This is a genomic window from Streptomyces sp. CB02414 (assembly GCF_001905385.1).
In the GTDB taxonomy this organism is placed as follows: Bacteria; Actinomycetota; Actinomycetes; order Streptomycetales; family Streptomycetaceae; genus Streptomyces.
Genome location: NZ_LIPF01000003.1, coordinates 653,037 through 666,661, shown reverse-complemented (window position 1 = coordinate 666,661; position 13,625 = coordinate 653,037). Strand labels below are relative to the sequence as shown.

At 74.0% G+C, this 13,625-nt stretch carries 12 protein-coding genes; 7 read left to right on the top strand and 5 right to left on the bottom strand.

Features of this window, described 5'->3' with window-relative positions:
- Nucleotides 1-124: 124 nt before the first annotated feature.
- Nucleotides 125-1,057: a Ppx/GppA phosphatase family protein gene (locus AMK11_RS14080; protein ID WP_073726749.1), complete on the bottom strand. Its 933-nt coding sequence runs from the start codon at nucleotides 1,055-1,057 to the stop codon at nucleotides 125-127.
- Between the two features lie 71 nt (nucleotides 1,058-1,128).
- On the opposite strand from AMK11_RS14080, the gene AMK11_RS14075 reads away from it, so the two are divergent.
- The gene (locus AMK11_RS14075) at nucleotides 1,129-1,968 is read left to right on the top strand and encodes a hypothetical protein (RefSeq protein WP_073726747.1); all 840 of its coding nucleotides are present in this window, start codon (nucleotides 1,129-1,131) and stop codon (nucleotides 1,966-1,968) included.
- A 26-nt stretch (nucleotides 1,969-1,994) separates the two neighbouring features.
- On the opposite strand, the gene AMK11_RS14070 is transcribed toward AMK11_RS14075, so the two are convergent.
- Entirely contained in the window at nucleotides 1,995-3,761 is a 1,767-nt protein-coding gene (locus AMK11_RS14070; protein WP_073726745.1) for a BACON domain-containing protein, read from the bottom strand.
- 335 nt (nucleotides 3,762-4,096) lie between these two features.
- Between AMK11_RS14070 and radA the strand changes: the two genes are divergently transcribed.
- The gene (gene radA, locus AMK11_RS14065; RefSeq protein ID WP_073726743.1) at nucleotides 4,097-5,506 is read left to right on the top strand and encodes a DNA repair protein RadA; all 1,410 of its coding nucleotides are present in this window, start codon (nucleotides 4,097-4,099) and stop codon (nucleotides 5,504-5,506) included.
- Between the two features lie 81 nt (nucleotides 5,507-5,587).
- Nucleotides 5,588-6,712, top strand: coding sequence for a DNA integrity scanning diadenylate cyclase DisA (disA, locus tag AMK11_RS14060; RefSeq protein ID WP_073726741.1), 1,125 nt, complete (start codon nucleotides 5,588-5,590; stop codon nucleotides 6,710-6,712).
- 22 nt (nucleotides 6,713-6,734) lie between these two features.
- On the opposite strand, the gene AMK11_RS38140 is transcribed toward disA, so the two are convergent.
- Nucleotides 6,735-7,583, bottom strand: coding sequence for a hypothetical protein (locus tag AMK11_RS38140; RefSeq protein WP_073726740.1), 849 nt, complete (start codon nucleotides 7,581-7,583; stop codon nucleotides 6,735-6,737).
- Nucleotides 7,584-7,758: 175 nt separating this feature from the next.
- Between AMK11_RS38140 and AMK11_RS14050 the strand changes: the two genes are divergently transcribed.
- Entirely contained in the window at nucleotides 7,759-8,400 is a 642-nt protein-coding gene (locus tag AMK11_RS14050; protein ID WP_107429677.1) for a phosphatase PAP2 family protein, read from the top strand.
- A gap of 6 nt (nucleotides 8,401-8,406) precedes the next feature.
- Here the strand turns inward: AMK11_RS14050 and AMK11_RS14045 are convergent, their stop codons facing one another.
- Together AMK11_RS14045 and AMK11_RS14040 are read right to left on the bottom strand one after the other, a co-directional pair.
- A complete protein-coding gene (locus AMK11_RS14045) occupies nucleotides 8,407-9,072 on the bottom strand; it encodes a response regulator transcription factor (RefSeq protein ID WP_073726738.1) in 666 nt (221 codons plus the stop codon).
- Nucleotides 9,069-10,604, bottom strand: a complete 1,536-nt coding sequence (locus tag AMK11_RS14040) for a sensor histidine kinase (protein ID WP_079187419.1) — start codon at nucleotides 10,602-10,604, stop codon at nucleotides 9,069-9,071. The genes AMK11_RS14045 and AMK11_RS14040 overlap by 4 nt, the downstream gene beginning before the upstream one ends.
- Before the next feature lie 617 nt (nucleotides 10,605-11,221).
- Between AMK11_RS14040 and AMK11_RS14035 the strand changes: the two genes are divergently transcribed.
- The 3 genes from AMK11_RS14035 (at nucleotide 11,222) to AMK11_RS14025 (ending at nucleotide 13,586) form a co-directional block, all read left to right on the top strand.
- Nucleotides 11,222-12,157: an A/G-specific adenine glycosylase gene (locus tag AMK11_RS14035; RefSeq protein WP_073726737.1), complete on the top strand. Its 936-nt coding sequence runs from the start codon at nucleotides 11,222-11,224 to the stop codon at nucleotides 12,155-12,157.
- A 242-nt stretch (nucleotides 12,158-12,399) separates the two neighbouring features.
- Nucleotides 12,400-12,933, top strand: coding sequence for a SigE family RNA polymerase sigma factor (locus tag AMK11_RS14030; protein WP_043371941.1), 534 nt, complete (start codon nucleotides 12,400-12,402; stop codon nucleotides 12,931-12,933).
- Entirely contained in the window at nucleotides 12,921-13,586 is a 666-nt protein-coding gene (locus AMK11_RS14025) for a hypothetical protein (RefSeq protein ID WP_073726736.1), read from the top strand. Before AMK11_RS14030 ends, AMK11_RS14025 begins: the two co-directional genes overlap by 13 nt.
- Nucleotides 13,587-13,625 lie beyond the last annotated feature (39 nt).

Genomic DNA, 13,625 nt, shown 5'->3' with positions numbered 1-13,625 from the left:
GTGCGGGGCGCCTGCTCGCCGTTGTGGTGCTCGGCACACGGCGAGTGCACGACGGTTCGTGGTTGCGCGCGCCCACGCGGCGGAGCCGCACATCGATACAGCCCCGCGCCCCTTCGGGGGCGCGCTATCCCTGGCCCATGTGGTCCAGGCGGCGCAGGATCACGCCCTCTCTGAGGGCCCACGGGCAGATTTCCAGGCTCTCCACGTGGAAGAGGTCCATCGCGGCCTCCGCGACCAGGGCGCCGGCCAGGAGCTGGTTCGCGCGGCCCTCGGAGACGCCGGGGAGCTCGGCGCGCTCGGCGGCGGTCATGGCGGCGAGGCGGGGCACCCACGCCTCCAGGGAGGCGTGTTTCAGCTCACGCTGGACGTACAGGCCCTCGGCGGAGCGGGCGGCGCCCGCGATGCGGGCCAGCTGCCGGAAGGTCTTGGAGGTGGCGACCACGTGGTCCGGGGCGCCGAAGCGGCTGAACTCGCCGACCGTCCGCGCGATCTCCGTACGGACGTGGCGGCGCAGCGCCCTGACGTCGTCCGGGTGGGGCGGGTCGCCGGGCAGGCGGGCGGCGGTCAGCCGGCCCGCGCCGAGCGGCAGCGACACGGCGGTGTCGGGCTCCTCGTCGATGCCGTAGGCGATCTCCAGGGAGCCGCCGCCGATGTCGAGGACCAGCAGCTTGCCCGCGGACCAGCCGAACCAGCGGCGGACGGCGAGGAAGGTGAGCCGGGCCTCCTCCTCGCCGCTGAGGACCGCCAGCTCGACGCCGGTCTCGGTGCGCACGCGCGCGAGGACGTCGTCGGCGTTGGTCGCCTCGCGCACGGCGGAGGTGGCGAAGGGCAGCAGGTCCTCGACGCCCTTGTCCTCGGCGGCGCGGAGGGCGTCGTGGACGACCGTGATCAGGCGGTCGACGCCGTCGGGGCCGATGGCGCCGTCCTCGTCGAGGAGCTGGGCCAAGCGCAGGTCGGCCTTGTGGGAGTGCGCGGGCAGCGGGCGGGCGCCGGGGTGGGCGTCCACCACCAGCAGATGCACCGTGTTCGAACCCACGTCGAGGACACCGAGTCTCATGTACGGAACGCTACTGCCAGCGGGGCGGGCGGCGGCGACGTGTTCCCGCCCGGGCGACTTACCCTGGAGCCGTGCCAAAGACGAAGAAGGCGAAGGACGGCAAGTCGGCCAAGTCTGCCAAGCAGGGTAAACGGGAGAAGAAGCACGAAATGGGCGACGAGAAGGGACTCGACTTCGCACGCGCGTGGGTGGAGTTTCCGGATCCGGCGGACGACGAGCAGGTCTTCCGCTGCGATCTGACATGGCTGACCTCTCGCTGGAACTGCATCTTCGGCAGCGGCTGCCAGGGCATCCAGGCGGGCCGCGCGGACGACGGGTGCTGCTCGCTGGGCGCCCACTTCTCCGACGAGGACGACGAGAAGCGGGTCGCCGAGCACGTGGCGAGGCTCACGCCGGACATCTGGCAGCACCACGCCGAGGGCACGCGGGACGGGTGGATCTCCGAGGACGACGAGGGCTCCCGGCAGACCCGGCCCTTCCAGGGCTCGTGCATCTTCCAGAACCGGCCCGGGTTCGCCGGCGGTGCGGGGTGCTCGCTGCACATCCTGGCGCTCAAGGAGGGCCGGGAGCCGCTGGAGACCAAGCCGGACGTGTGCTGGCAGCTGCCGGTGCGGCGGACGTACGAGTGGATCGACCGGCCCGACGACACGCGTGTGCTGCAGGTGTCGATCGGTGAGTACGACCGCCGGGGGTGGGGGCCGGGCGGGCACGACCTGCACTGGTGGTGCACCTCGGCGACGTCGGCGCACGGGGCGGGGGAGCCGGTGTACGTGTCCTACCGGCCGGAGCTGATCGAGCTGATGGGCAAGGCGGGGTACGACCGGCTGGTCGAGCTGTGCGAGGAGCGGCTGGCGTCTCAGCTGCCGTTGCTGGCGCCTCATCCGGCGGACCCGGGGGCGGGCGGCCGCTGAAGCCGGGGAGGCTCGCCGGACAGTCCCTACGGGGTGGTCGGGCTCGGGTCGCCGGTGTCGCTCGGGGGTGGGGAGGAGCCGTCCGCGTCGCCGGGGCCGCCCGTGCCCCCCGTGCCGTCGGTGGGCGACGGGTCGTCCGTCGGAGTCGTCGGGTCCGGGTCCGGTGAGGTGGGCGGGGGGTCGTCCGTGGGCGTCGGGTCGGGGGGCTGCGAGGTGGAGGGGTCCGGGTCGGGGCCGGGGTCCGACGGGGGCGGGGAGTCGTCGGGGGTGCTGGGGTGCGGGCCCGGGTGGGAAGGGCTGGGGGCGGTGCCGTAGCCCTGGATGGAGACGACCGCGCCGACGGGCGAGACGGCCACGCGGGCGCGCCAGTGGCCGGACGGCTCGCGCAGGTGGTCCACGTACACCTTGATCGTCAGTGACTCGCCGGGGTGCAGGGTGCCCGAGGACTGGCTGAGGTAGAGCCACGACGCCCCGGTGGTCGCGGACCAGCTCACCGGTGCGTCGCCGGTCGCGGTGAGGGTGACCAGGGTGGTGTCGCCGTCGTGGCCGGCCGCCACCTCCAGGTGGCCGGCGCCCTTCTCGCCGGCGCCGGAGACGCTGACGACCTCGACGGAGACGTCGGCCTTGCCGTTCTTGTCGAAACGGGGGCCGGGGGTGGTGTGGGTGTTGCCGGTGTTCTCGAAGCCGTAGCCGCCGCCCGCGGACTCGCCGTCCATGGCGCTGGGGTCCTGCGCCTCGGTGGCGCTGGCCGAGCGGCCCTCCTCACCCTCGACGACCGGGGTGCCGCGGTAGGCGGCCCACAGCGCGAGCACGGGGGCCGCCACGACGGTGGCGACGACGGTCGTGGTGACGGCGCGCGCCCGCAGGCGGTCCCGGCGGGCCGCGCGGTCCTTGGGGTCCATCGGGAAGCCGCGCCGGTCGAAGCGGGGGGCCGCGCTCCGCGCGCGCGGTACGTGGGTCATGGCCATGTGCAGGGCCGCGCGCGGGGCCTCCAGGACGGGCAGCTCCGCGGGGGTCACGCTGGTGCCGGGCCAGCGGCCGGGGATCGCGCGTTCGGCGGTGCGGCGGCAGCGGGGGCAGTCGTCGACGTGCCGGACCAGTTCGCGGCGGAGGGCTGTGCTCAATACGTACTGATTGTCGCCGGTGAGGCGGGCGACGCCCGGGCAGGTGCCGGTCTCGACCACGGCGAGGGCGGCACGGGTGCGTTCCACCTCGCAGGCGGCGGAGGCGAGCAGTTCGCGGGTGGCGGCCAGGTCCGTGCCGAGGACGGCGGCGACCTCGTGGGCGGCGAGGTGGTGGCGCACGGCGAGTTCGAGGGCCTCGCGCTGCTCAGGGGTGGTGCCGGCGGCCTCCGGCCAGGCGAGGAGGGCGAGTTCGCGGCGGTGGCGCTGGTGGTCCTCGTCGTTGTGCGGGGTGTCGGGGCGGCCTGCCGCGTGGCTGCTCGGACGTTTCTGCTTGGCGTTGGCCTTCGCCTTCGCCTCGGCGAGCTTGCGCAGGCAGGCCCAGCGGGCCAGTGCGTACAGCCATGCCCTGCGGTCCGCGGCGGAGCCTGGGCCGCGGTGGCCCCGGTGGGTGCGGCGCTCGGCGAGTGCGAGGGCGTCGCCCAGGGCGGCGGTCGCGGCGTCGTGGTCGCAGAGGACGGACAGGCAGTACGTGAACAGGCCGTCCAGGTACGCGTCGTAGCGCGCGGGCGGCCGCTCCGCCAGCGTCCGCGCCGCGGTGCGGTCACGCGCTTCCCGGTGCGCCCGGTGTGCGCCGGTCGTGCGGGTCGTGGTCTCCGTACTGCTGCTCATCACTCGGCGACCGTAGGGGGCTATGGGTGGCGCGAACTGGCGCGTTGGACACTTTTAACCCGTACGGGTGAAACGATCCCTCATAAGGGGACAGGAAGCTGTTGTTCCGTGGATGGGGCGGGGTGGGGGGTGATCCGTTCGGGGTGGTGAGGCGGGGTGTCTGCGGTTGCCTCCGGCTGTGGGGGCGGGGTGCCTGCGGCGCCTGTGCGGGTTCGGTGGGGGTACGCGTCGCGCGGTGCGTGGTGGTGTGGGTCGGGGCCGCGCGACTCACCCCCACGCCGGTGCGCTGGCGGACCGCGAGGGGCGTTGTCAGTGGGGGCGGTTACGGTTCGTGCATGGCTGCCCGTGCGAAGACCAGCAAGGAACGGCCGTCCTACCGCTGCACCGAGTGCGGCTGGCAGACGGCCAAGTGGCTCGGCCGCTGTCCCGAATGCCAGGCATGGGGCACGGTCGAGGAGTACGGCGCGCCCGCCGTGCGGACGACCACGCCGGGGCGTGTGACCACGTCCGCGCTGCCGATCGGGCAGGTCGACGGGCGGCAGGCCACCGCGCGGCCCACCGGCGTGCCCGAGCTGGACCGGGTGCTCGGCGGCGGGCTCGTGCCCGGTGCCGTGGTGCTGGTCGCGGGTGAGCCCGGCGTCGGGAAGTCCACGCTGCTGCTGGACGTCGCGGCCAAGTCGGCGAGTGACGAGCACCGGACGCTGTACGTCACGGGTGAGGAGTCGGCGAGCCAGGTGCGGCTGCGGGCCGACCGGATCAAGGCGATCGACGCTCACCTGTATCTCGCGGCCGAGACCGATCTCGCGGCGGTGCTGGGGCATCTGGACGCCGTGAAGCCGTCGCTGCTGATCCTCGACTCCGTGCAGACGGTCGCCTCTCCCGAGATCGACGGGGCGCCGGGGGGCATGGCGCAGGTTCGGGAGGTCGCGGGGGCGCTGATCCGGGCGTCGAAGGAACGCGGGATGTCCACGCTGCTGGTGGGGCACGTCACCAAGGACGGGGCCATCGCCGGGCCCCGGCTGCTGGAGCACCTGGTGGACGTGGTGCTGCACTTCGAGGGCGACCGGCACGCGCGGCTGAGGCTGGTGCGGGGGGTCAAGAACCGGTACGGCACGACGGACGAGGTCGGCTGCTTCGAGCTGCACGACGAGGGGATCACGGGGCTGGCCGACCCCAGCGGGCTGTTCCTGACGCGGCGTGCCGAGCCGGTGCCCGGCACCTGTCTGACCGTCACCCTGGAGGGGCGCCGGCCGCTGGTGGCCGAGGTGCAGGCGCTGACCGTCGACTCGCAGATCCCGTCCCCGCGGCGTACGACGTCCGGGCTGGAGACCTCCCGGGTGTCGATGATGCTGGCCGTGCTGGAGCAGCGGGGGCGGATCAGTGCCCTGGGGAAGAGGGACATCTACTCGGCGACGGTCGGGGGTGTGAAGCTGTCCGAGCCCGCCGCCGATCTGGCGGTCGCGCTGGCGCTGGCGAGCGCCGCGAGTGACACTCCGCTGCCCAAGAACCTCGTGGCGATCGGCGAGGTCGGTCTCGCCGGTGAGGTGAGACGGGTCACGGGCGTGCAGCGCAGGCTCTCCGAGGCGCACCGCCTGGGGTTCACGCACGCCCTGGTACCGGCCGATCCCGGGCGGGTCCCCGACGGCATGAAGGTCCTGGAAGTCGCGGACATGGGAGACGCCCTGCGGGTGCTTCCTCGCTCGCGTCGGCGAGAGGCCCCACGGGAAGAGGAGGACCGCCGGTAGACTTTGCCCTGGTCTCGTCCGTCCGTACGACCGAGTGTGCGACACGGGAGCGCCAGAAGAACCTGCGACCGGAGGAGTGCAGTGGCAGCCAACGACCGGGCAGCAGCTCCCGGAAAGTCCGGTGGGAGTGCCGGTGCCGATGGCCTGATGCGCGCCTCGCTGAGCGCGGTGGCGCCCGGCACGCTGCTGCGGGACGGCCTGGAGCGGGTCCTGCGCGGCAACACAGGCGGTCTGATGGTGCTGGGCTCGGACAAGACCGTCGAGTCCATGTGCACCGGCGGTTTCGTCCTGGATGTGGAGTTCACCGCGACGCGGCTGCGGGAGCTGTGCAAGCTCGACGGCGGCATCGTGCTGTCGTCGGACCTGTCGAAGATCCTGCGGGCGGGAGTGCAGCTGCTTCCGGATCCGACCATTCCGACGGAGGAGACCGGTACGCGGCACCGTACGGCGGACCGGGTGAGCAAGCAGGTCGGGTTCCCCGTCGTGTCGGTTTCGCAGTCGATGCGGCTGATCGCGCTGTACGTGGACGGGCAGCGGCGGGTGCTCGAGGATTCCGCCGCCATCCTGTCGCGGGCCAATCAGGCGCTGGCGACCCTGGAGCGGTACAAGCTGCGGCTGGACGAGGTCGCGGGCACGCTGTCGGCGCTGGAGATCGAGGACCTGGTGACCGTCCGGGACGTCTCGGCGGTCGCGCAGCGGCTGGAGATGGTGCGCCGGATCGCGACCGAGATCGCCGAGTACGTGGTCGAGCTCGGGACGGACGGGCGCCTGCTGGCGCTTCAGCTGGACGAGCTGATCGCCGGTGTCGAGCCGGAGCGGGAGCTGGTCGTGCGGGACTACGTGCCCGAGCCGACCGCGAAGCGGTCCCGTACGGTCGACGAGGCGCTCGCCGAGCTGGACAAGCTCAGCCATGCGGAGCTGCTCGAACTGTCGACGGTGGCGCGGGCGTTGGGCTACACCGGGTCGCCCGAGACGCTGGACTCCGCGGTGTCGCCGCGCGGGTTCCGGCTGCTGGCGAAGGTGCCGCGGCTGCCGGGCGCGATCATCGACCGGCTGGTGGAGCACTTCGGCGGTCTGCAGAAGCTGCTCGCCGCGAGCGTGGACGACCTGCAGACGGTGGACGGCGTCGGTGAGGCGCGGGCGCGCAGCGTGCGGGAAGGGCTGTCGCGGCTGGCGGAGTCGTCGATCCTGGAGCGGTACGTCTAGCCCCTGCCGGCGCAGTCCGGGCTCAGTCGTTCTTCAGGACGAAGGACGTCCGCACCTTCTCGAAGCCCTTGGCCTTCGCCTCCACCAGGTACGTGCCGGCCTTCGCCGATCCCGCCGGAGGGGTCCCGCACTCGGGGGTGCTCGGCTTGCGGTCCCACTTCACGGTGTAGGTGATGCCGCTGCCCGCGGCCACCCGGTACCGCAGGCTGCCCGTGCCCTTCACGCAGTCGTCGGAGGACCAGTACGCGTCGTCGCCCTCGGCCGGCGTGATCGTCAACACCGCGTGCTCCGGGCCGAGATCGACCTGGCAGTCGGCGCCGGAGGTGTTGCGCACGGTCAGTTCGAAGGTGGGGGTCTGGCCCGGCGTGTAGCTGTTGCGGACGCTGCGCAGGCTCAACTTCACGGCACCCGGGGTGCAGTTGGGCAGGCCCGAACCGCCCGGCAGCGCGTCGCCCGCGCCGACTCCGGTCACCGCGCCGCCCGCGGAGCCGCCGGTGCCCGCGCCGCTTCCGGTGCCGTTGCCGCCGCCCGCGCCGCCGGAGCCTGAGCCGGAGCCACTGTCACTGCCGGTGCCGCCCGCTCCCCCACTGCCCGAGCCCGATCCGCCGGAGTCCTCGCCGCCCGACTCGTCGCGTCCGCCCGGCGCCTCACTGATCGCCGGGCCGGAACCCGACGGTCCGGGGGTGATCGAGGGAGCCGGGTTCTTGCCGTCGGCGCTGTCCTCGCGGCCCTTGCCGCCGTCACCGCCGCCGGAGACCACGACCCACGTGATCAGCAGTGCCAACAGGGCGAGCAGGGACAGCAGTACGGCCCTCCGTCGCCAGTAGATGGAGGAGGGAAGCGGCCCGATCGGATTGCGCAGAGATCCCACGGCGCAAACTGTACGAGAGATCGGCGCGTTCCCTTGTCCCACCCGCCGTTCAGGACCGCATCTTTTACCGATCATCATTCCGGAGACGGTCCCCGACCCCCTGCCGATCGTCAGGGGCGGCAGGTGTCGATCGCGGGGTGTGACGACTCCGGGCCGTTGCCTACCGTCCGTGAGCATGAACTTCGAGGACGACGAGCTCTACCGAGACATCACCGGCTTCGCCCATGACACCCCAACGTGGGTACAGCACACGGCGGAAGTGTGGACGGAGGCGGGGATCCTGTTGTTCGGGGCGCTGTTCGTCGTCGCCTGGTGGCGGTCGAGGAGCGACGGCACCCGGGCGTTCGCGATCGCGGTCCTTGCACCCGTGGCCACGGCTGTGGCGTACGTCTGCAGTGAGCTGGTCAAGTCCGGCTTCGCGCAGGAGCGTCCGTGCCGTGCGGTCGCCGGGGCGGTGCCGTCCCTGGCCGAGTGCCCGCCGACCGGCGACTGGTCCTTCCCGAGCAACCACGCGACGATAGCGGGCGCTTCGGCGGTGGCGCTGGTCCTGGTCCGGCGGACCGCCGTGTGGCTGACGGTGCCGCTGGCCCTGCTGATGGCCTTCTCCCGGGTCTTCGTCGGCGTGCACTACCCGCACGACGTCGTCGCCGGGCTGCTGTTCGGCGCCCTCGTCGCCGCCGCGGCCGTACGTCTGGGCACGCGCCCGGCGACGCGGCTGGCCGGGGCGATGCGGGCGTCGTCGGCGCCGGCGGTGCGGTGGCTGACCGGGGCGGGGCCCCGCGGCACCGCGTATGCCGCCTCGCACCGGCGTCGTTGAGGCGGCTCAGCCGTCCGGCTCGACCAGTCCCGCCTCGTACGCGACGATCGCCGCCCGGACCCGATTGCGTACCTCCAGCCGGTCCAGCACCGCGCTCACGTACGCCTTCACCGTGCCCTCGACGAGGTGCAGCCGGGCGGCGATCTCCGGGTTGGACAGGCCGGCGCCGACGAGGCCGAGGACCTCGCGCTCGCGCGGGCTGAGGCGGGCGACGCTCGCGCGTGCCCGTTCCTCGCGGGCGAGGCGGCCGCCGTCCCGGCCGAGGTCCTCGACGACGTACCGGGCGACCTTCGGGGACAGGAAGGCCGCGCCCTCGGCCACGGCCCGCACGCCGGCCATCAGTTCGTAGGGGTCGCCGGACTTGAGCAGGAAGCCGGTGGCTCCGGCGGCCAGGGCGCGGGCCACGTAGGACTGTTCGGAGAACGTGGTCAGCATCGCGACGGCCGTGCCGGGGACGGTCCGGGCGATCGCCTCGGCCGCCGCGAGGCCGTCCAGGCGGGGCATCCGGATGTCCAGCAGGGCCACGTCGGGGCGGTGGGCGCGGACGAGTTCGACCGCCTCGCGGCCGTCGCCCGCCTCGGCGACGACCTCGCTCTCGCCGCCGCTCGCCAGGATGGCGCGGACCCCGGCCCGCACCATCGCCTCGTCGTCGGCCAGCAGTACCCGGATCACCGTACGGGTCCCCCGTTCTCCGTGTTCTCGGCGTTCTCGTCGTGGTCCTGGTCCGGGCGGCCGACGCCGGGGACCACGTCCTTGGCGATCAGTTTCCCCTGCCGTCCCGGTGCGTCGAAGCAGAGCCGGAAGTGGTCGATGGAGACGAGCAGTTCGCCGCTCGCCCGGTAGTAGCGGCAGTGGGCACCCGGTGGCGGTGCGGGGGCGCGGTCGGTGGGCGGGTCGTGCGCCTCGCGGTCCGGCAGCACGGGGGCGACCTCGTCGTACGGCGTTCCCGGGCGCAGTTGCGCGTACGCGGCCGGGGTGAGCACCGAGTGCGTCTCCGTGTACGCGTACCACCCGAAGGCCGCGCCGACCAGGACGACGCCCGCGCCGGCGGCGGCGCCCAGGCCGAGGGCGACGCGGCGGCGGGCGCGGGGGAAGGGGCTGGTGGGGGCGGGGGGCGGCAGGACGGGGGTGGCGGGCGTGGGCTGCTGTGCGGGGACGTACGCCCGGACGCGGAACCCGTCCCCGTGCGGGCCGGCCGAGAAGTCGCCGCCGACCGAGGTGACGGCGGCGCGCAGCCCGAGCAGGCCCGAACCGCCCTGGGTCGGGGCCGCCTCCTCGGTGGCCGGTCCGTTGGTGACGGTGACGGTCGTGCCGTGGGCGTGGCTCCCGACCGCCACGACGACCGGGGCGCCGGGCGCGTGGCGGGCCGCGTTGGTGAGGGCCTCGCGCACGACGCGGTGCGGGAGGCGTCCGGCGACGCCGCCGGGTTCCGGGGCCGCTGCCGAGGGCACGGCGGTGCCCCTGGGCCGCTCCACGCGTACGGGGAGGCCCGACTCGGCGGCCCTGGCGACGAGTTCCTCGATGCTCTCCCCGGCGGGGGCGAGCGGGGCCGGCTCGTCGTCCTCGCGCAGTACGCCGATGATGCGGTGCAGGTGGTCGGTGGCGTCCGCGGCGGCGGCGCGCAGGTCGGCCGCGGCGGCCCGGTGGTCGGTGGCGAGGCCGGGCGAGACCTGGAGGGCGGCGGCGCGCAGGGCGAGCAGGCTCAGTTCGTGGCCGAGGGAGTCGTGCATGTCCTGGGCGATCCGGGCCCGCTCGCGCAGCCTGGCCCGTTCCTCGGCGTGCCGCTGCTCATCCTCCAGCCGGGCCGCCCTGAGCCAGCCGGCCTCGGCCAGCGCCCGGCTCTGGCGCCAGTAGCGTCCGCAGAGCCAGGGGAAGACGCAGCCGAAGAGCAGCGTGCCCGTCATCACCAGCCACTCGGGCGGCGGGTCGGCTCCGACGAGCGCGATCTGCGCCGTGCCGACGAGGTCGACGGCCACGAAGGCGGCCACCGCGGGGCGGGCCCGCTGGGCGCGCAGGCCCAGCAGGAGGGCGAAGACGCCGAGGGCGGGGCCGTACGAGACGGTGAACAGGGCCGGGGCGGCGGTCAGGCCCAGGGCCGCCGTGAGGGTGAAGGAGACGAGCGGCCGCCGGCGGGAGAGCGCGGCCGCCACGGCGAGTACCCCCAGCCCGGCCAGCTGCTGCCACAGGGGCCGCGGCTCGTTCATCCCGAGCCGGTCGGCGGTGACGGCGGGCAGCGCCAGGACGGCCCAGAGGAGGACACCCCTGCCGAACGGAGCGAGACCGGGACCGGCACCGCCGGTTCCGGCAACGGTGGTGGGCGCGGCTTCGGCAGCGGGGGCGGGGCCCGGGGCCGGGACGGGGGCTACGTCGCCGGGGCCGGGGCCGGGGACGGGGGCGACCCCGGCAACGGTGGTGGAAACCGGGGACGCGTCAGCAGCAGCACCGGGGGCAACCCCCGCAGCGACGGCAGGGCCCGAGGCCCGGACCGGAGGCACATCGGCGACGGGACCGAGGCCGACCCCGGCAACGGTGGTGGAAACCGGGGACGCCTCAGCAGCGGCACCGGGGGCAACCCCCGCAGCGACGGCAGGGCCCGAGGCCCGGACCGGAGACTCATCGGCAGCGGGACCGAGGCCGACCCCGGCAACGGTGGTGGGCGCCGGGGCGTCGGCCGGACGGGTTCCTTCCATGGGCCCGACGCTACAAGCGGCGGGCAGGGCGGCGCCCCTGCCGATCGTCAGGTGTCGTGCCCCACGGGCGCCCCGCCACCGGGTGGCGGTGCGCCCGTGGGAGGGTCCTTCCGTGGCAGGATCGGAGGGTCATGACTGCGCCCACGAAGCCCTCGCACAACGGCCCCTCCGACCCCGCCGCGGCTCCGGCCTCCGGCGGGCCGCTGCACGCCCCCGTCGCCGACTGGTTCGCCGAGCACGCCCGCGATCTGCCGTGGCGGCGTCCCGAGGCCGGTGCCTGGGGCGTGATGGTCAGTGAGTTCATGCTCCAGCAGACGCCGGTGAACCGCGTCCTGCCCGTCTACGAACAGTGGCTGGCCCGCTGGCCGCGCCCCGCCGACCTCGCCGCCGAGGCGCCCGGCGAGGCGGTCCGGGCCTGGGGCCGGCTCGGTTACCCGCGTCGCGCCCTGCGCCTGCACGGCGCCGCCTCGGCCATAACGGAACGGCACGGCGGCGACGTGCCGTCGGACCACGCGCAGCTGCTGGCGCTGCCCGGCATCGGCGAGTACACGGCCGCCGCGGTCGCCTCGTTCGCCTACGGCCAGCGGCACGCCGTGCTGGACACCAACGTGCGCCGGGTCCTCGCCCGCGCGGTCACCGGGGTGCAGTACCCGCCGAACGCCACCACCGCCGCCGAACGGAAGCTGGCGCGCACGCTGCTGCCGGAGGACGAGGGCGACGCCGCCCGCTGGGCCGCCGCCTCGATGGAGCTGGGCGCCCTGGTGTGCACGGCGAAGAACGAGTCCTGCCACCGCTGCCCGATCTCCGGCCGGTGCGCCTGGCGGCTGGCCGGCAAGCCCGCGCACGACGGGCCGCCGCGGCGCGGGCAGACGTACGCGGGCACCGACCGGCAGGTGCGCGGACGGCTGCTCGCGGTGCTGCGCGAGGCGCCGGGACCGGTGCCGCAGGCAGCGCTCGACCAGGTGTGGCACGAGCCGGTGCAGCGCGCCCGCGCCCTGGACGGCCTCGTCTCCGACGGCCTGGTGGAACCGCTGGCGGACGGGCTGTACCGGCTGCCGGTGGGCTGACGCCGCCCGTAACACCGGCACGGCCGGGCGAATCGTCCTCAGACACCTCTTAGGCACTCCTGAAACACCCTTGTCACCCGCAAGCGGCGCGGCAATTTGTCCGGTTCCTCCTTCCGTTACACAACCGACGGACAGCCGAGGGATTGCCGCAGGGTCCTTCGCACAGCGCCGTGACAACGCTTCCCTAACTTCGTTTCCGGCGGTGACCACCGTCGGAGTACGGGGATCGGAAGGCGGTTGACATGGGCGAGGTGCTCGAGTTCGAGGAGTACGTCCGCACCCGGCAGGACGCGCTGCTGCGCAGTGCCCGGCGCCTGGTCCCGGACCCCGTCGACGCCCAGGACCTGCTGCAGACCGCGCTGGCCCGGACGTACCGCCGCTGGTCGACCATCGAGGACAAGCGGCTCGCGGACGCCTACCTGCGCCGGGTGATGATCAACACGCGGACCGAGTGGTGGCGGGCGCGGAAGCTGGAGGAGGTGCCGACCGAGCAGCTCCCGGAGTCCTGTGTGGACGACTCCACCGAGCAGCACGCGGACCGCGCCCTGCTGATGGACGTCATGAAGGTGCTCGCCCCGAAGCAGCGCAGTGTCGTGGTGCTGCGACACTGGGAGCAGATGTCAACGGAGGAGACCGCCGCCGCCCTCGGCATGTCGGCGGGAACGGTCAAGAGCACGCTGCACCGGGCGCTCGCCCGGCTCCGCGAGGAGCTGGTCGCCCGCGATCTGGACGCGCGGGCGCTGGAGCGTGAGGAGCGGGAGCGTTGCGCGGCCTGACCAACGGTCGATCACCCGGCGGGGCGAGGAACGGCACGCAGGCGGCGAGTGCGGCGGTGGCCGCGTTCGTCGCCCTCGGCGTTTCCCTGTCCGGCTGCGGGGCCGGCGGCACCGGCGCCCGTGACGAGGGGCCCGCCCACGCGGAGGCGGTGGAGGGTGCCGCCTCCCCCTCCCCGGTGGCCTCCCCCTCGAAGGGTCCCCAGCGCGTGGACGCGGTGCGGCTGGTGAAGACCGACCCGAAGGTGTCCGCCGAGGTCAAGCGCGAGCTGAAGCCGTGCGCCGGCGACCAGTACCCCGTCGACGTCTCGTACGGGAAGCTGACCGGCGGCTCGGCCGAGGACGTCGTCGTCAACGTGCTGACGTGCGCCGACGGCGTGGGTGTGGGCAGTTACGTGTACCGCGAGGAGGACGGCGCCTACCAGAATGTGTTCCAGGCCGAGGAGCCGCCGGTCTACGCGGAGATCGACCGCGGCGACCTGGTGGTGTCCAAGCAGGTCTACGAGAAGGGCGACACGGTGTCGAGCCCGTCCAGCCAGATCGTGATCACGTACGGCTGGGCGTCGGACCGGTTCACCGAGGAGTACCGCATGCACAACGACTACAGCAACGCGGTCGGAAGCGTGCCCTCTCCGGCTCCGGAACCGGAGAACTGACCCGGGTGAACCGATCGGGCCGCCCGGGCCGATGAAGAC